The sequence below is a fragment of the Methylobacterium sp. CM6246 genome, from assembly GCF_054818005.1.
This window is the reverse complement of the sequence record NZ_JBTXKY010000001.1, coordinates 182,520-199,294: the sequence shown is the minus strand read 5'-3', so window position 1 is coordinate 199,294 and position 16,775 is coordinate 182,520. Positions and strand designations below refer to the sequence as shown.

The 16,775-nt window shown below is 71.8% G+C and carries 17 protein-coding genes; 5 read left to right on the top strand and 12 right to left on the bottom strand.

The window, feature by feature from the left end; translation table 11 throughout:
• Positions 1–3 precede the first annotated feature (3 nt).
• The 9 genes from ACYQPG_RS00975 to ACYQPG_RS00935 form a co-directional block, all read right to left on the bottom strand.
• Positions 4–735, bottom strand: coding sequence for an ABC transporter ATP-binding protein (locus tag ACYQPG_RS00975; protein WP_461230019.1), 732 nt, complete (start codon positions 733–735; stop codon positions 4–6).
• On the bottom strand, positions 728–2,527 hold the full coding sequence (locus ACYQPG_RS00970; protein WP_461230018.1) for a branched-chain amino acid ABC transporter ATP-binding protein/permease: 1,800 nt from the start codon (positions 2,525–2,527) through the stop codon (positions 728–730). The genes ACYQPG_RS00975 and ACYQPG_RS00970 overlap by 8 nt, the downstream gene beginning before the upstream one ends.
• Complete coding sequence (locus ACYQPG_RS00965; protein ID WP_147856281.1) at positions 2,520–3,353, bottom strand: branched-chain amino acid ABC transporter permease; 834 nt, start codon at positions 3,351–3,353, stop codon at positions 2,520–2,522. Before ACYQPG_RS00965 ends, ACYQPG_RS00970 begins: the two co-directional genes overlap by 8 nt.
• 105 nt (positions 3,354–3,458) lie before the next feature.
• The gene (locus ACYQPG_RS00960; protein ID WP_461230017.1) at positions 3,459–4,616 is read right to left on the bottom strand and encodes a substrate-binding protein; all 1,158 of its coding nucleotides are present in this window, start codon (positions 4,614–4,616) and stop codon (positions 3,459–3,461) included.
• 36 nt (positions 4,617–4,652) lie between these two features.
• Positions 4,653–5,498, bottom strand: a complete 846-nt coding sequence (locus ACYQPG_RS00955) for a nitrilase family protein (protein WP_461230016.1) — start codon at positions 5,496–5,498, stop codon at positions 4,653–4,655.
• A gap of 171 nt (positions 5,499–5,669) precedes the next feature.
• Positions 5,670–6,296, bottom strand: a complete 627-nt coding sequence (locus tag ACYQPG_RS00950) for an ANTAR domain-containing response regulator (RefSeq protein WP_147909883.1) — start codon at positions 6,294–6,296, stop codon at positions 5,670–5,672.
• Positions 6,293–7,447: a transporter substrate-binding domain-containing protein gene (locus tag ACYQPG_RS00945; protein WP_461230015.1), complete on the bottom strand. Its 1,155-nt coding sequence runs from the start codon at positions 7,445–7,447 to the stop codon at positions 6,293–6,295. The genes ACYQPG_RS00950 and ACYQPG_RS00945 overlap by 4 nt, the downstream gene beginning before the upstream one ends.
• 321 nt (positions 7,448–7,768) lie before the next feature.
• Positions 7,769–8,461: a GntR family transcriptional regulator gene (locus ACYQPG_RS00940; RefSeq protein ID WP_461230014.1), complete on the bottom strand. Its 693-nt coding sequence runs from the start codon at positions 8,459–8,461 to the stop codon at positions 7,769–7,771.
• A 471-nt stretch (positions 8,462–8,932) separates the two neighbouring features.
• The gene (locus tag ACYQPG_RS00935; RefSeq protein WP_461230013.1) at positions 8,933–9,853 is read right to left on the bottom strand and encodes a LysR family transcriptional regulator; all 921 of its coding nucleotides are present in this window, start codon (positions 9,851–9,853) and stop codon (positions 8,933–8,935) included.
• Positions 9,854–9,979: 126 nt separating this feature from the next.
• Here ACYQPG_RS00935 and ACYQPG_RS00930 point away from each other — a divergent pair, with 126 nt between their 5' ends.
• From ACYQPG_RS00930 to ACYQPG_RS00915, 4 genes are all read left to right on the top strand, one after another.
• Positions 9,980–10,906, top strand: coding sequence for a ring-cleaving dioxygenase (locus ACYQPG_RS00930; protein ID WP_147910917.1), 927 nt, complete (start codon positions 9,980–9,982; stop codon positions 10,904–10,906).
• A 62-nt stretch (positions 10,907–10,968) separates the two neighbouring features.
• Positions 10,969–11,601, top strand: a complete 633-nt coding sequence (locus tag ACYQPG_RS00925) for an alpha/beta hydrolase (protein ID WP_461230012.1) — start codon at positions 10,969–10,971, stop codon at positions 11,599–11,601.
• A gap of 38 nt (positions 11,602–11,639) precedes the next feature.
• Entirely contained in the window at positions 11,640–12,062 is a 423-nt protein-coding gene (locus ACYQPG_RS00920; protein ID WP_461230011.1) for a DoxX family protein, read from the top strand.
• A gap of 31 nt (positions 12,063–12,093) precedes the next feature.
• Positions 12,094–13,071 (top strand): Gfo/Idh/MocA family protein, encoded by a 978-nt coding sequence (locus ACYQPG_RS00915; RefSeq protein WP_461230010.1) that lies wholly within the window; start codon positions 12,094–12,096, stop codon positions 13,069–13,071.
• A 148-nt stretch (positions 13,072–13,219) separates the two neighbouring features.
• Here ACYQPG_RS00915 and ACYQPG_RS00910 read toward each other — a convergent pair whose 3' ends face one another.
• The 3 genes from ACYQPG_RS00910 to argJ are packed head-to-tail and all read right to left on the bottom strand — an operon-like array spanning position 13,220 to position 15,611.
• The gene (locus ACYQPG_RS00910; protein WP_147910215.1) at positions 13,220–13,648 is read right to left on the bottom strand and encodes a (deoxy)nucleoside triphosphate pyrophosphohydrolase; all 429 of its coding nucleotides are present in this window, start codon (positions 13,646–13,648) and stop codon (positions 13,220–13,222) included.
• The gene (locus tag ACYQPG_RS00905) at positions 13,645–14,364 is read right to left on the bottom strand and encodes an SIMPL domain-containing protein (protein WP_461230009.1); all 720 of its coding nucleotides are present in this window, start codon (positions 14,362–14,364) and stop codon (positions 13,645–13,647) included. The genes ACYQPG_RS00910 and ACYQPG_RS00905 overlap by 4 nt, the downstream gene beginning before the upstream one ends.
• Entirely contained in the window at positions 14,361–15,611 is a 1,251-nt protein-coding gene (argJ, locus tag ACYQPG_RS00900) for a bifunctional glutamate N-acetyltransferase/amino-acid acetyltransferase ArgJ (protein ID WP_147910213.1), read from the bottom strand. Before argJ ends, ACYQPG_RS00905 begins: the two co-directional genes overlap by 4 nt.
• 238 nt (positions 15,612–15,849) lie before the next feature.
• Between argJ and ACYQPG_RS00895 the strand changes: the two genes are divergently transcribed.
• Positions 15,850–16,287, top strand: coding sequence for a response regulator (locus tag ACYQPG_RS00895; RefSeq protein ID WP_461230008.1), 438 nt, complete (start codon positions 15,850–15,852; stop codon positions 16,285–16,287).
• The last annotated feature ends 488 nt before the right edge of the window (positions 16,288–16,775 follow it).

Genomic DNA, 16,775 nt, shown 5'->3' with positions numbered 1-16,775 from the left:
GCCTCACACCGCGAGGTGGTCGATGACGCGGGCCTGCGCATCCGGGCCCTTGGCCGAGCCGCTGTCGACGATCTCGCCGAGCTTGAGCACGGCGTAGCGGTCGGCGAGGCCCAGCGCGAAGGCGACGTGCTGCTCCACCACCAGCATGGACAGGCCCGAGGCCCGCTCCGCCAGGAGCACGGCGCGCAGGCGCTCGACCATCGAGGGCTGCACGCCCTCGGAGATCTCGTCGATCAGGAGCAGGCGCGGGCGCAGCATCAGGGCGCGGCCGAGGATCAGCATCTTCTGCTCGCCCCCGGAGAGCGTGCCGGCGCGCTGGGCGAGCCGGTCCTTCAGGAACGGGAAATGGCCGAACAGGCGCTCCAGCGCCTCCGGCAGGTGCCGGTCGGACGGCACCGCGAGGCGCAGGTTGTCGCGGATCGACAGGTCCTGGAACAGCGGCTGCTCCTGGGGGGCGTAGCCGACGCCGAGCGCCACGAGCTTGGCGGGGGACAGCCCGGAGAGCCCCTGTCCGGCGATGGTGATCCTGCCCCCGCGCAGGGCCACCATCCCGAGGATGGTCTTGAGCAGCGTGGTCTTGCCCATGCCGTTCTTGCCGAGGAGGGCGACGATCTCGCCCGCTCCCACCGCCAGGGACACGCCCTTCACGATCGAGACGGCGCCGTAGCCGCTCGATACGGCATCGAGGTCGAGGGCGGCCCCCGACGGCGCGGTGCGTTGCGCGGCCTCAACCATGGGCGCCTCCCGAATAGATGGTGCGGACCAGCTCGGAGCCGACGACCGCGTCCACGGTGCCGTCGAGAACCAGGCGGCCCTGGTGCAGCACCACGATCCGGGACGAGATCTCCCGCACGAAGTCGAGGTCGTGCTCGACCAGGACGGCGGCGATCCGGCGCCCGGCGGTCAGCGCCTTGAGGACGGTCCCGATGGTAGTGCGCTCCGCCTTGGTCAGGCCGGCGGTGGGCTCGTCGAGCAGGATCAGCCGTGGCTCCAGCGCCACCACCATGGCGAGTTCCAGGGCCTGCTTCTGGCCATGGGACAGGAGGCGCGCGGGCTGCGTCAGCAGGCGGTCGAGGCCGGTCATCCGCAGCACGTCGAGGGCCGCCTGCGGCAGGCCCAGCGTCGGAGCCCGGCCGACCGGGTTCAGCCCGTCGTGAGGGGCCCGCGCGAGCCGCAGGCAATCGGCCACCGACAGGCTCTCGAAGACGCTCGCCACCTGGAACTTGCGGCCGACCCCGAGCCCGACGATCCGGTTCGGCGTCAGGCCGGAAATCGCCGTGCCGCCGATGGCGATGGTGCCGGTGAACGGCTCGGTGCCGTCGCTGAGGCAGCGCATCAGCGTGGTCTTGCCGGCGCCGTTGGGGCCCACGAGGCTGACGAGCTCGCCCGCCCGGATCTCCAGGTCGATGCCTTCGAGCACGGTCAGGCTGCCATAGGCTTTGGCCAGGCCTTCCACCTTGAGGATCGGAGCATCCGTCGCGATCGCGGCGGCGGTGGCGTCCCGCGCCACCAGGGCGGGGGCGGCGGGCTCCGTCCGGCCGAGCGGCAGCGCCCGCCACAGCCGGCCGGCGAGGTCGGCGAGCCCGCCCGGCAGCAGGATGATGATCGCCACGAAGGCCGTCCCCAGCAGGAGCTGCCAGAGGAAGGGCAGGTCGCCGGAGAGGTTCGCCGCGAGGTAGTCGATGGCGATCGTGCCGAGGACCGGGCCGAGCAGCGTGCCGCGGCCGCCGAGCGCCACCCAGATCACCAGTTCGGTGCCGAACAGGAAGCCGGCATTCTCGGGGGCGACCACGCCGGACGCGTTGGCGAACAGGAACCCCGCGAGCCCGGCCACGGCGGCCAGCGCCGCGGTCAGGAGGATCTGCAGGCGCCGGGGGTTGAGGCCGAGATAGGCGCAGCGCGCCTCGTTGTCGCGCAACGCCACGAGGGCGCGCCCGGCATCCGACCGCACCAGGATCCAGGCCGCCAGCGTGACGGCGATCAGGAACAGGGCCGCGAGGCGGAAATAGCCCTCGATCTCGAAGGGCAGCACGTCGAACCCGACGAGGCCGCTGCTGGAGCCGGTCCACTCGCCGCCCGAGTAGATGAGCTGCGTCACGACGATCGGGACGACCAGCGAGATCACCGAGGCGTAGAGCGGCGTCGAGCGGTGATAGAAGGACAGCCACCCCACCGCGAGGCCGAGCAGGGCCGGCGCCGCGACCGCGGTGGCGATGCCGGCCGCAATCCCGAGCGGGGTCGCCCCGTAGGCGCCCAGGATCATGGCGGCGGCGTAGGCGCCGACGCCGAAGAAGGCGGCCTGGCCGAAGGTCAGGATGCCGGCAAAGCCCCAGAGCAGGTCCACCGTGACGGCGAGCACCGCGTAGATCATCGAGCGGGTCAGCACGTTGACCGCGAAGGTGTCGAGGAACGCCGGCGCGATCCAGAGGGCCGAGGCCGCAACCGCCGCGACCACGAGGGGCGCCGTCCGGGCGAGGCGTCGACCGGAGAGGGCGGCGCGCTCCGTGGCGGGGATCGTGTCAAGCACGGGAGAAACCTTTCGGGCTGACGCGCAGGACGAGGGCCGCGAGCACCGCCACGGCGATGCTGCCCAGGATCGGGCTGACGAAGGTGCTGATCAGGACCTGCGCGGCTCCGAAGACGAGGCAGGCCGCCGCGAGCGCCAGGAAGGACGCGTCGGCGACCATCACCAGCATGAAGGCGCCGATCAGCCAGCTCACCCCCATGTTGGGATCGACGCTGGTCAGCGGAGTCAGGAGGACGCCCGCCAGCGCCGCGAGGCCCGCGCCGATCATGAACACCACCAGGCGCACCCGCCCGGTATCGATGCCGAGGCTGCGGGCCAGGGTCTCGTTCATGATCACGGCCCGGGCCGACAGGCCGAGCCGCGTCCGCTCGATGGTGAGGGCGAACAGGATCCCGATCGCGAGGGCGATGCCGAGGGCCACGAGCCGGTAGGCGGAATAGTCGACGCCGAGGATCGCGACGGTGCCCGAGAACAGGTTCGGGGTGAGCTGGACGTCGCGGCCGAAGGCCAGGGTGATGAGCTGGCCGAGCACGATCCCGAGCCCCCAGGTGGCGAGGATCGCGTCCAGCGGCCTGCGGTAGAGGGGGCGGATGATGAAGTGCTCCGCCAGGCCGCCGAGGCCCGCGCCGACCACGAAGGCCAGCGGCAGCGCCGCCCAGGGATTGAGCCCGAGCCTGGCCGTCACCACGGCGCAGTAGGCGCCGATCGTCAGCCACGCCCCGTGGGCGAAATTGATGATCTTCAGGACGCCGAAGATCGCGAGGAGGCCGATCGAGACCACGAACAGGATCGCCGCGGTGGTCAGGATGTCGAGGATGAGCAGCATCGCAGCTTCCGGATGAGCCGGCGTCGTCGCGCGGCGTAAGCGGATCGGCCCGACGGCCGATCCCGGACGCTCCCTCCCCCGGGAGGGAGGGAGAGGCGCATCACGTCACGGCAGCTTCGGGCACTGCTCGCCGGGATCGACATCCTTGAAGGTGCCCGCGACCTTGACCGATCCGTCCGCCTGGATCTGGCCGAGATACATGGTCAGGGGCGCGTGGTGCTGCTTGCTCATGCGGATCGTGCCCCGCGGCCCGGTCACGCTCACGGTGGGCAGGGCCTCGAGCACCTTCGCGGTCTCGGTGCCCCCCGCCTTCTCGACGGCGGCCTTGTAGAGGTAGATCGCCTCGTATTCCGGCACCGAGAGATCGTTGGGCGTCCGCAGCTCGGCACCGAACTTCTTCTTCATGGCGGCCAGGAAGGTCTTGTTCTCCGGGCTGTCGATCCCGGTCACGTAGGAGGCCGACAGGTAGACGCCCTCGGCGTCGGCGCCCATGCTCTTGGCGGTGCCCTCGTCCAGCGCGAGGTTGGCGAAGGGCAGCGACACGCCGGCGCCGCGCAGCTGCTTGGTGAGCGTGACGTTCGGCGCGCCGCCGGCGGTCGAGGTGACCAGCGCGTCGGGCTTGGCCTCCTTCAGCTTGGAGATGATCGCGGTCCAGTCGCTGCCGTCCATCGGCAGGTATTCCTCGCCCACCACCTTGCCGCCGGTCTTCTCGGCGTAGGTCTTGGCGAAGCCGAGCATGCCGCGCCCGAACGCGTAGTCGCTGCCGATGAGGAAGTAGGTCTTGGCGCCCTTGGCCTTGAAGGCGTCGATCACCGGCGGCACCTGCTGCTCCGGCACCCAGGCATCCACGAACATGTTCTTGTTGCAGGAATGCCCCTCGTAGAACGAGGTGTAGATGTACGGCACGCGGCCCTTGGTGACGGCGGGCAGGCCGGCGTTGCGGGCCGCGCTCGTCTCCATGGAGATCAGGACGTCGACCTTCTTCTGGTAGATCAGGCCGTCGAAGGCCTTCTGTGCGCCGGCCGCGCCGGAGGCGTCGTCGGCCACCTCCAGGACGAGCTTCCGGCCGAGCACGCCGCCGCCCGCATTGATTTCTTCGACCGCGAGTTCGGCCGACTGCACCACCGAGGGAGCGACGACGCTGTTGGCCCCCGACAGACCGATCGGCACGCCGATGACGATGGGCTTTTCGTCGGCGGCCTGCGCAGCCGAGGCCGCGAGCACGAGCGCAGCGGCCGTGCCGATGAGAAAACGTGTCACCATGAATGGGCTCCTGGGAAAGACGCGGTGGCGGCGGGGTCAGCCGTAGATGTCGGTGCGGCGGTCACGCAGGAGGGAATTGAACGCGTTCAAATCCTTGCGGCCGGCTTCGTCGAGATCGACCACGGCCGAGAGGGTCTCGGTCCGGTCGCGGCTCGCCGGGCCGGCCAGCGGCCAGCCCTTGGGGCCGATGATCAGGCTCTGCCCCTCGAAGGGCTGGCCGCGCTCGGTGCCGACCCGGTCGGCGCAGGCGATGAAGACGCCGTTCGCGTGAGCAGCGGCCCGGTGCAGGGTGTTGGCCATGGCGGCCTCGCCCGCGGGCTGGTCGAGCATCGGCACCCAGTTGGTCGGGATGCAGACGATCTCGGCGCCCGCGAGGGCGAGCTGCCGGAAGGTTTCGGGGAACCAGCCATCATAGCAGATCGCGATCCCGATCTTGCCGAGCGCCGTGTCGAAGACCGGGAAACCGAGGTCGCCCTTGGCGAAGAACACGTTCTCCTGGTCCCAGAGATGCGCCTTCCGGTAGGTGCCGATATAGCCCTGCGGCCCGACGATCACGGCGGCGTTGTAGAGGACGCCGTCCCCGCGCTCGGCGATGCCGGCCACGATGTGGACGCCGAGTTCCGCCGCGAGCGCCGCCCAGGCCCGGGCCGTCGGCCCGTCCGGCACCGGCTCGGCGAGGGCGGCCGCCTCCGCGTCGGATTCGAACACGTAGCCGGTGCTGGCGAGCTCGGGCAGGACGATCAGCCGGCTGCCCTCCGCCACGGCGGCGCGGATGAGATCGGACGCCTGCGCGATATTGGCCGCGACGGCACCGAATTGCGGTTCGAACTGGATGCAGGACACCCGTAACGGCGGGCGTGCGGGATCGTTCGCTTGGATCATGATGGCTCCAAAACGCAAAAAGCCCCTGGGCGCGGACGTCATCCGCGGACCAGAGGCTCCAAAGCCGAGATGTCATGCAGCAATGCTGCTGCGGGGCAACCTTGCCCGATAAGACTACGATACGCGCCTGAAGACGGGTCGCAAGGTGATATTTGCGGCAGGTTGCTGCATTCAGGTCTTTTCCGCCAACGCGATGCGCAAGCCGAGGCCGCTCATCGCCTCGTGGGCCGAGACGACGCTCTCGGCCACGCTCGCCATCGGCACGCGGGACGCGGTGGCACGGTCCCGAAGCATCTTGTAGGCGGCCTCCTCGTCGATCCGGTTGAGCTCCACGAGCAGCCGGACCGCCTTCTCGACGGTGCGGCGGCCCTTCATGGTCTCCTCCAGCCGGTTGATCTTGCTGATCAACCGGCCCTCGTAGCCGCGCCGATAGCGGGCCAGGGCAAACTGGGTCAGCACCCCGCGCGGGTGCAGCGGCTTGTTCAGCACGCCGTGCGCGTTGACGTCGGCGATCGCCTTCAGCGACGTCGGGCTCTCGTAGGCCACGATGGCGATGACGGCGGGCTCGATCTCCTCGATCGACGGCAGGAGGTGCATCACCTGCGCGTCGTCGAGCTGGATGAACAGCGTGTCGATGTCCGGCGGTAAGGCCGCCGGCGGCGGCCAGGCGAGGGAGACCGCGCAGCCGAGGCGCCGGAGTTGCTCCAGAAGCGCGGCGCCCTCCTCGTCGCTGGGATGGATGACCAGGGCTCTCGCCCGCCTCAGGTCGTCCAGGATCCTGCGGGCGGGCGCCGTCACGCGGCCATCCCCTCGTCCAGGCAGTTCGTCTCGAACCGGGACCAGGCGAGGTACGGATCGGGCCGCACCGGTCGGCGCGCCCGCCAGACGACGTCGAACTGCCCGTCGGCGCGGGCGACGCCGATGCCGGGGGTGAGCCAGACGTGCCGCGTCTCGCCATCGAAGGCGAGTTCGCCTTCCGGTGCCGCGAGGCGCTGCCGCAGAGCCGCGGCGCCGAGGCGCTCGGCATCGAGGGTGCCGGCCTCCGCCAGGGCGCGGGCGAAGAGATGCACCTGCGCGTAGGCGGTCTCAGACCACATGCTGGTCGGGCGCTCAGACCCGAACCGGTTCTGGAAGGCGGTGACGAAGCGCCGGTTCTCCTCGCCCACGAGGGCCGCGAAATACGAGGCCGCCAGGACGTGGCTGCTGCACAGGTCCGGGCCGATCGCCCGGATCTGGCCCTCCGCCAGGGTCAGGCTGGCGATCGGGCAGCGCCGCCGGTCGATCCCCGATGCGGCGTAGGCCCGGTAGAGCCGCTCGGCGCCGCGCCCGACCACGGTCGAGAACACCGCGTCCGGCGCCGCGTGGCGGATCTCGGCGATCATGTCGACATGGGCCGCATCGTCGGCGTCGAGGGGGGCGTAGAGTTCGCCGACGATGGTCCCGCCCTTGGTCTCGACCAGATCGCGCATGACCCGGTTCGACTCGCGCGGGTAGATGTAGTCGGACCCGATCAGGAAGATCCGGGGGCCATGCTCCTGGAGGAGGTAGTCTGCCAACGCGAAGACGTTCTGGTTGAGGGTCGCGCCCGTGTAGATGATGTTCTCCGAATACTCGAAGCCCTCGTAGATCGACGGGTACCAGAGCAGGCCGTTGTGCCGCTCGACAGTGGACAGGACCGACTTGCGGCTGGCCGAGAGCGAGCATCCGAAGATCACCTCGGCCCCGTCCTCGGCGAGCATCCGTCGGGCATAGGACCGATACGCATCGTTGTCGCCGGCCGGATCGTAGCAGATCGGTTCGATCGGCCGCCCGAGCACGCCGCCGGCCGTGTTGATCTCCTCGATCGCCAGGGCCGTGCCGAGGAAGTGCTCGGTCTCGGTGATGCCGCTAACCCCGCTGCGTGAGAACAGGACGCCGACCCGCCATGTCGCTTCGTCCTTGCCTGCCATGGCATCCCCACCCGTGCTGAAGGCCGCCCGCCGGGCGACCGCGCGCGCGCCGTCCTAACGCAGTCGCGACAGCCTTGGAAACCAAGGCGCCGGGGCGACGGGTGCGCGGGGGGCGGGACCGGGAGGCGGGATATGGCGCTCCTGCACGGCCGAAGCCATCCCGTGCAGGAGCGCGGCCTCATCGGCCACGCTATCCGTGGTGGGGCAGCCGACCGCGAACCGATTTTACCGTGCGACCACCGCGTGGGGGCGATCAGGGCATCCCGGCCAGCAGGGTGCGGGCGCTGGTCGGCCCGCCACCGGGCGCTGCCATGGGGTCGTTCACGGCGTGAGCGCGCGCCGGTAGATGGCGATCAGGGATTGCGCGGCGAACTCGATGTGACGGCGCAGGTGGTCGGCCGCCCGGTCGAACTGGCCGGCCTCGCACAAGGCGAGGATTTCCCGGTGCTCCCGGTCGGCGCGGGCGACGTCGCCGGAGGCCGAGAGCTGCAGCCGGGTCGGGCGGTCGCAATCCTGCAGCAGGCTGGCCACGATGGTCAGCGAGCGCGGGCGACCGGCATGCCGCAGCAGGTCGAGATGGAAGCGCTGGTTCAGCTCGCCCCAGCGCAGGATCTCGCCGGCCTCCAGGGCGGTGCCGTATTCCTCGGTGAGGTCGCGCAGGCCCTGGAGGTCCTGCTCCGACAGGCGCGGCGCCGAGAGGGCCAGCAGTTCCGGCTCGAGCCGGACGCGCAGGGCGAAGATGTCCTCGACCTCCTCCACCGACAGGCCCGAGACCACGGCCCCGCGATGCGGCATGATCTTGATCAGGCCGGTGGCTTCGAGCTGCAGCAGCGCCTCGCGGATCGGGATCCGGCTGATCCCGAACTCCTCGGCGAGCGCGTCCTGGCGCAGCTGCGTGCCGGCCGGAAACTCGCCGGTCAGGATCCTCTGGCGCAGGGATTCCGCGACGGCCGCGGCCACGGTCTTGTGGCGCAGGCGGTCAGGCACGGAGCGAGAGGGCACCGCAGTCAGCATCGGGGCCTCGACCGGACGGAGCTCACGGGCACAAGCCGGGCGCGCGGTTGGAGCGGATGCCGGACGCGGGCGGGCGTGCGGCGCTGGGGATTCTCGATCGGTGTCCTCATCGGGCGACGCGGCCCTGCGCGACGGATGCCCTGACCCGTAGGACGGTTCCAACGTCGGTCGACACCACATCCCTCCCATGACGTCCGGGGATCGGTCCGATCGACGCCGGAAGCAGACGCGCGTCGATCGATTCGGGTCCCGGCCATCCCTGGAAAGGTCGGGTCATCAAGAGTTTCGATCTCGTCAGATACAATCGTGCGAGTCAAGAAACTTTGTATAAAATCATTCAACGTGTAGCAGCCGTCGGGACATGGTCGGATTGCGGTTGTCCCGCGCTCTTGCCGGACCGGCATTCAACCACGTTAGAATTTCAGCCCCGCAGGCCTGCGATGGCCGGTCGTGCCGCCCATGGCGGCGGCCTTATCCCGGCGCCGGACCGGCCCAGGGCGCCTGGGCGAGCGTCTGGCCGAGATAGCCCAGCAGCGCGGTGATCCGGGCCGGCCGCGGGTCGCCGGGGGGCGTCACGAGGTGGAGCGCGATCGGGGGCGGCGACCAGCCTGGCAGGACCCGCTCGAGCCGCCCGGCCTCCAGGTCGTCCCAGATCATGAAGTCCGGCTGCAGGGCGAGGCCGAGCCCGGCCCGGAGCGCCGGGGCCAGCGCCTCGGCGTTGTTCGCCCGCAGCTGTCCGCCGGGCACGATCACGGCCTCCGCGCCGGCCGTGTCGATGAAGCGCCAGCGGTCGGGGGTCGGCAGGTAGGCGTAGCCCAGGCAGGCGTGGCGGGCGAGGTCGTCCGGATGTCCGGGCCGCCCGTGCCGGTCGAGATACGCCGGCGTCGCCACCAGCGAGCGCCGGATCGCGCAGAGCCGCCGGGCCCGTAGGGAGGAATCCGGCAGCGCCGCGATCCGCAGGCCGATATCGAAGCCGCCGCCGACGAGATCCACCACCGCGTCCGACAGGTGCAGGTCCACCGAGACCGCCGGGTGCTGCCGCAGGAAATCCGGCAACAGCGGCGCCACGTGCATCACCCCGAAGGTCATCGGGGCCGCGAGGCGGACCAGGCCGCGCGGCTCCGCGGCACCCGCCACGGCCTGCGCCTCCGCGGCCTCGCCCTCCGCCAGGATCCGGGCGGCGCCGGCCTTGGCGGCGTGGCCGGCCTCCGTCAGGGCGAGCTTGCGCGAGGTGCGGTTGAACAGCCGCGCGCCGATCCGGGCCTCCAGCCGGCCTACCGCCTTCGAGACGGTGCCCTTCGACAGGCCGAGGTCGTCCGCGGCCCGGCCGAACGAGCCCACCTCCACCACCTTGGCGAAGACCGCCCAGGCCTCGAAATCGGGGAGCCGCATGGGTCTCATTCCGGAAACGATGGGTTTCCAGCGTTTCTATTTTCGGATCCGATGGCAAGGGCCAGATTGCCGTCATCGACACACGTCCACCGCGCTTCTCGCGGCGGCCTCTCGGGAGACAGCGTCATGGTGCAGTCCGGCCTCCACCACGTCACGGCCTTTTCCGGCCCGGCAATGCGCAACCTCGACTTCCACACCCGCGTGCTCGGACAGCGGCTGGTGAAGAAGACCGTCAACTTCGACGATCCGGGCACCTACCACCTGTATTACGGCGACGCGTCCGGACAGCCGGGCACGATCCTGACCTTCTTTCCGATCGCGCACGCGGCCCCCGGCCGGGTCGGGATCGGCGAGACGCAGGAGACCGCGTTCCGGGTGCCCCGGGGCTCGATCGGCTGGTGGACCCACCGGCTGATCGAGAAGGCCGTCGCCCACGAGCCGCTGGTCCAGGTGTTCGGTGCGCCGACCCTGCGCTTCCGGGATCCCGACGGGATGATGCTGGCGCTGGTGGGCGTCGACGGCGCGGAGGCGGAGCCCGCCTGGGCCTCGGCCGAGGTGCCGGCCGAGCACGCGATCCGCGGCCTGCACGGGGTGACGCTCCTCCTGGAGACGGCACAGGGAACGGCCGCGATCCTCACGGAGGTGCTGGGCCTGCGCGAGGAGGCCCGCGAGGGCAACCTGATCCGGTTCGCCGGCAGCGCGGCGCTCGGCGGCTTCGTGACCCTCCGGGCGGTGGGCGGCTTCCTGCCCGGCCGGCAGGGGGCGGGCTCGGTCCACCACATCGCGTTCCGGGCGGCCGACGACGCCGCGCAGGCCGCGATGGCCGAAAAACTCGCCGGGCTCGGCCTCCAGGTCACCGAGCAGCGGGACCGGCAGTACTTCCGGTCGGTCTACTTCCGCGAGCCCGGCGGCGTGCTGTTCGAGATCGCCACCGATGCCCCCGGCTTCGCCATCGACGAGCCGGCGGAATCCCTCGGCACCGCCCTGAAGCTGCCCGCCGGGCTGGAGCCGCACCGGGCCCAGATCGAGGCGGTGCTGCCGAAGGTCGCCTGACCAAAACCTCCGCTCCGGACGAACGGAGCGGAGGCGCCAACCATGCCACCCGTGAGGTCGCCATGACCCAAGATGCCCTCGGCTTGATCCACCTGTTCGAACCCGGCGCGGCCGACGCCCCGCCGCTGCTGCTCCTGCACGGGACCGGCGGCAACGAGCACGATCTCCTGCCGCTCGGCCGGATCGTGGCCCCGGGCGCCGCCCTGCTGTCGCCCCGCGGGGCGGTGACGGAGAACGGCATGCCGCGGTTCTTCCGGCGCCTGGCCGAGGGTGTGTTCGACGAGGCCGACCTGCGCCTCCGCACCGCGGAGCTCGCCGCCTTCGTGGCCGCGGCGCGGAAGCGCTACGGGATCGCCGCCCCCGTGGCGCTCGGCTTCTCCAACGGTGCCAACATCGCCGCCGCGCTGCTGATGCTGGCGCCTGAGGTGCTGGCGGGCGCCGTGCTGATCCGCCCGATGGTGCCGCTCTCCGAGCCGCCCGTCGCCGACCTGGCGGGCAAGCCGGTGCTGATGCTCTCCGGGGCGATGGATCCGATCGTCCCCGCCGAGAACGCCGGCCGGCTGGCCCACCAGCTCACAGCGGCCGGCGCCGCGGTGGCGCACCGGGTCGTGCCGGTCGGCCACGGCCTGTCCCAGGCCGATGTCGGCCTCGCGGCGGACTGGATCCGCGGCCTCGCCCGACCGGGCGCGGCCTGATCCGCGCCAACGTCCCCACCTTGAACCGGAGTATCGCCATGGCTTCCCCGATCGCCCCCGCCGCCGCCCCCGCCGCCGCCGCCCTCTTGCCGGTATCCGGCCGGCTCCTGATGAGCGCCCTGTTCCTGGTAAGCGGGGTCGGCAAGCTCGCCGCCCCGGAGGCGACGCTCGCCACCATCCGGGCCGCCGGCCTGCCGCTGCCGGAGGTCTCGTTCGCGGCCGCCGCCCTGGTGGAGGTCCTGGGCGGCCTGCTCCTGATCCTCGGCTACCGGACCCGGCTCGTCGCCCTCGGGCTCGCCGGGTTCGCGGTGGCCACTGCCCTGACCTTCCACACGGCGCTGGCAGACCCGAACCAGATGTTCCATTTCCTGAAGAACCTCGCCGTGGCGGGCGGCTTGCTTCAGGTCGCGGCCTTCGGGGCCGGCCCGTTCAGCCTCGACGCCCGGCAGGGCCGGATCTGACCGGGCGCCGTCACCAGCACAGGGACCAGGAATGACCACGACCGACGCGCCGCTCGCCCTCGGGATCATCGGCGCGGGCATCATGGGCGAGCGCCTGATCGCCGCCCTCCACGGGGCACCGGATTCGCCGGTTCGGGTCGCCGCCCTGTGGGATCCGTCGCCGGAGGCCCTGGCCCGGGTCGGCGCGGCCTTCCCGGCGGTGCCGCGGGTCGCCGACGCCGCCGCGGTCGTGGCGGCGAGCGCCTGCGTGTACGTCGCCTCGCCGCCGGCCTCGCATCTCGGCTACGCCCGGGCCGCGCTGGCCGCCGGCCGGACCGTGTTCTCCGAGAAGCCCCTGGCGGTCGACCTCGCCGAGGCCCGCGCCTTCGTGGCGTCCGCGGGGGCGGCCGGGGCGGTGAACTTCCCGTTCGCCTCCTCGCCCGGCGTGGCGGCGCTGCAGCGCTGGATCGCCGACGGCGCGGTCGGGACGCCCCGGCGGCTCACCATCGCGGTGGCCTTCGCCCGCTGGCCGCGCCCCTGGCAGGCCGACGCGGCGCGCTGGCTCGACGCCCGGGCCGAGGGCGGCTTCACCCGCGAGGTGGTCTCGCACTTCCTGTTCCTCAGCCACCGCCTGTGCGGGCCCCTCCACGGGCTCGCCGGCACGGTCGCGTTCCCGGAACCCGGCCATTCCGAGCGGGCGATCGACGTGACGCTCACGGCGGGCGACGTCCCGGTCACGCTCACCGGCCGGGTCGGCGGGGTCGCGGAGGACGACCGCAACACCTGGACGCTCGAAGGCGATGCCGGCGCGATCCGCCTGCGCGACTGGGCCATCGCCGAGCGCCGCGCCCCGGACGGGACCTTCATCCCGGCCCCCGACGCGCTGCCCAACGCGGAGGTCCGCCCGATCGCGCTGCGCCGCCAGCTCGACGGCGTCGCCCGCATGACCCGCGGCGAACCCCACCATCTCGCCACCCTCGCGGAAGCGCTCGCCGTGCAGGAGGTGGTGGAGGGGATTCTGGCGCTGTGAGGTTTTGGAGGTCGGCGGGCCGAGATGTTCCGACTCGCTGCCGGATGAGGGCTCAGGCCAACCCCGGGCACCTCTCCCTCCCCCGCAGAGGGGGGAGGGAAGGCGCACGTACTTTCTTCCGCGCTCGAAAGGACGGCTTTCGCCCGCTTCACCCCCCCAGCAGCTCCACCAGGAACGGGATCAGCGGCGTGTCGGCCGGGGGCATGGCGAGGTCGCGCAGGGCCTTCGGGCGGACCCATTTGAGCGCCTGGCCCTCCATCGGGCGCGGCGTGCCCGACCAGCGCCGGCAGACGTAGAGCGGCATCAGCAGGTGGAAATCCGGATAGGCGTGGCTGGCGAAGGTCAGGGGCGCCAGGCACGGCTCCTCGACCCGGATGCCGAGTTCCTCCGACAGCTCCCGGATCAGGGTCTCCTCCGGGCGCTCGCCGGCCTCGACCTTGCCGCCGGGGAACTCCCACAGGCCGGCGAGCTGCTTGCCCGCCGGGCGCTCGCTCACCAGGATCCGGCCGTCGACGTCGACCAGCGCCACCGCGACCACCAGCAACAGGCGCAGGGCGGGCGTCCCGGGCCCGCTCACGGCGCCACCGCGAAGGTGGCCGAGACCTCGGAGGAGAGCTGGATCGTGCCGGCCTCGACCGGGACGCGCCGGCCCTTGGCCGCCATCGGCGCCGCCAGCGCCCGGCTGAAGGCCGGCGGCGGCGGGACCGCGCCCCCCGCGGTGGTGAGCACGCAGACCGGCCCGAGCTTGGCGCCGAGCGCCTCGGCCAGGGCCTCGGCCCGGGTCCGGGCATCGCGCGCGGCGGCGATCTGGAGGGCCGATTCGGCCTTGTCGGGCTCGCGCAGGCCGAAGCTCACCCCGTCGATCCGGTTCGCGCCCGCATCGAGCGCCTGGCGCAGCAGGTCGCCCAGGCGGTCCATGTCGGCAAGGCGCACGGTCACGGTGTTGCCGGCGCGGTAGCCGTCGGGCTCCTCGGTGACGAGGCCGCCCGGCCGGGTCACGGAGCGCGCGCCGGCCTGGAGCGTCACCGCGGCGGTGCCGATGTCGGCGGGCGGCACGCCGAGCGCCCACGCCTGCGCCGAGACGCCGGTTACCGCCTTCGAGGCGGCGTCGAGGGCCGCCGCCGGGGTCGCGCCCCGCGCCTCGATCCCGACCGTGACCTCGGCGAAGTCCGGTGCCCGCGCCTCCGCGGCGTGCCCGACGACGCTGATGCGGCGCTTGCACGCGTCATCGTCGGCGTGCGCCCAGGCGGGCAACAGGGCGAGCAGGAGAAGGCCGGCGAGGCCGGCCCTCACGAGCGGTAATCCCCGTTGATCTCGATGTAGGCCTTGGTCAGGTCGCAGGTCCAGACGCGGGCCTGGCCCTCGCCCAACCCGAGATCGACCCGGATCCCGATCTCGGGCTCGCGCATCACCGCGCTGGCGGCGTCCTCGCTGTAATCCGGGTCCCGGGCGCCCTGGACGGCCACGCGCACGTCGCCGAACCAGATCGCGAGCCGGTCCCGGTCGGCGGGCTCGCCGGCTTTGCCCACCGCCATCACCACCCGGCCCCAATTGGCGTCCTCGCCGGCCACCGCGGTCTTCACCAGCGGCGAGTTGGCGATCGACATGGCGATCTTGTGCGCGGAGGCGTCGCTCTCGGCGCCCGTGACCCGCACGGTGACGAACTTGCGCGCGCCCTCGCCGTCCTTGGCGACGAGCTGGGCCAGCTCGATCAGCAGGCCGTCGAGCGCCGCCTTGAAGCCGGCCAGCCGCGGGTCGGCCGCGTCGGCGATCTCGGCGTTGCCGGCCTTGGCGGTGGAGAACAGCAGCAGGGTGTCGGAGGTCGAGGTGTCGCCGTCCACCGTCACGCAGTTGAAGCTGGTCCTGGTGCCCGCGCTCAGCAGCGCCTGGAGGGCGGCCTGCGGCAGGGCGGCGTCGGTGAACACGAAGGCCAGCATGGTCGCCATGTCGGGGGCGATCATGCCCGCGCCCTTGGCGATGCCGTTGATGGTGACGCGCACGCCCGCGATCTCGGCGGTCCGGGTCGCGAGCTTGGGGAAGGTGTCGGTGGTCATGATCGCCCGGGCGGCCTCGGCCCAGGCGGCCGGGCCGTCCGTGGCGCGGGCGGCGCAATCGGCCAGCACGCCCTCGAAGCGCTCGGCCGGCAGCGGCTCGCCGATCACGCCCGTGGAGGCGACGTAGACCTCCCGGTCGCCGCAGCCGGCCGCCTGCGCGGCGATCTGGACGGTCTTGGCCACCGCCTCCCGGCCGAGCCGGCCCGTGAACGCGTTGGCGTTGCCCGAATTGACCACCAGGGCCCGGGCCGGTCCGTGGGCCAGGGCCTCGCGGCACCAATCCACCGGCGCCGACGGGCATTTCGAGCGGGTGAACACGCCGGCCGCGCGGGTTCCGGCGGCGAGGTCGACGTAGAGCACGTCGGTCCGGCCGCTGTAGCGGATGCCGGCCTGCGCGGTAGCGATCCGCACGCCCGGGAGCGGCGGCAGCTCCGGCACCGCGCGCGGCGCCAGCGGAGAGACGGGCGGGGATTTCGCGGACGACATCGACTCAAAGCTCCGGCAGCGCGCGGGGCGTCCCGCGGCGGCCCGGTGTTGCCCGCGCGACCCCGGCGCCGTCAACCGCACGCCGCCGCCCGGGGCTGCTGCCTAAGCGCGAGGCTGCACGCGCTTTGGGCAGTGCCGCCGCCGAATGCGGCGTCTTCGCGGCGGCAGACTTGCGCGGGGCTCGGTTCCCGGCATAGCATGGTGCATCGCAATGCCAGAGCGAGGTCGAGTGCGGACGATGCCCACAACCGACGTCGAGACGGCCTCCGGCAGGCTGCCCCAGGGCATCTGCTACCGGATCCAAGTGCTGGTCGTCGGCCGCCATAAGCGGTGGCGCGACGAGATCTCCACCGAGATCCGGATGCTGGGCTATCAGGTGACCGCCTGCGACCGCGGCGTCGACGCCATGACGGTGCTGGCCCTCGGGCTCCCCGTGGACGTAATGGTGGTGGATGCGGCCCTGCAGGGCGGCGGCCTGTGCTGCGCGCAGCTCGCGGTCGAGGCGCGGGCCCTGCGCCCGGGCCTGCGCATCGTCCTGTCCAGCGACCCGATCGATCCGCCGGCGCAGGAAGCCTCGGTGCTGGTTCCGGATGCCCTGTTCATCCAGCGCGAGCAGTTCCAGGACGGGATGGTCGCGAGCCTGATGCGCGAGGCGCTGGCCGACCGCGCGGCCTGACCGCGCCGGGTTGCCGTCGCCGGTCGAAGGCGGGCGAATCGCCCCATGCCCTGCGCTGGAGGATCGCCGGACGCGTCGCGACGTTCGGGATGACGGCGGGGCCGATTCGGGCGGCCCGAAGGCGTTCGGACAGGACGCGGCACAGTGGTGTGAAAGCCGGCCTCTGCCGTTCGAGTCGCTCAAGCCTCGTCCCGAATGATGGCCGCCGGCTTTCGGAAACAAGCGCCTGCAGCGCCGTGCGAACGGGATTTTGCGATCCGCGCGGCGTGTCTGCGGCTTGCGATCTTCATCGTCCCGATCGAGCGGTCTACCCGACGTGAGCATTCATTTGCGCGTCATAAAATCGATATGATTTGAGGCGGCATTGATTTCACGGCTCATCTCAGGCCATAGTTCAAGATCTATAGTTCAATTGTGCAAATCAAGAACGACACAACTGTGTCATCGGTCGGTATTTAAAGGGCTCCGTGCCGATTTTTGGCGCTGAC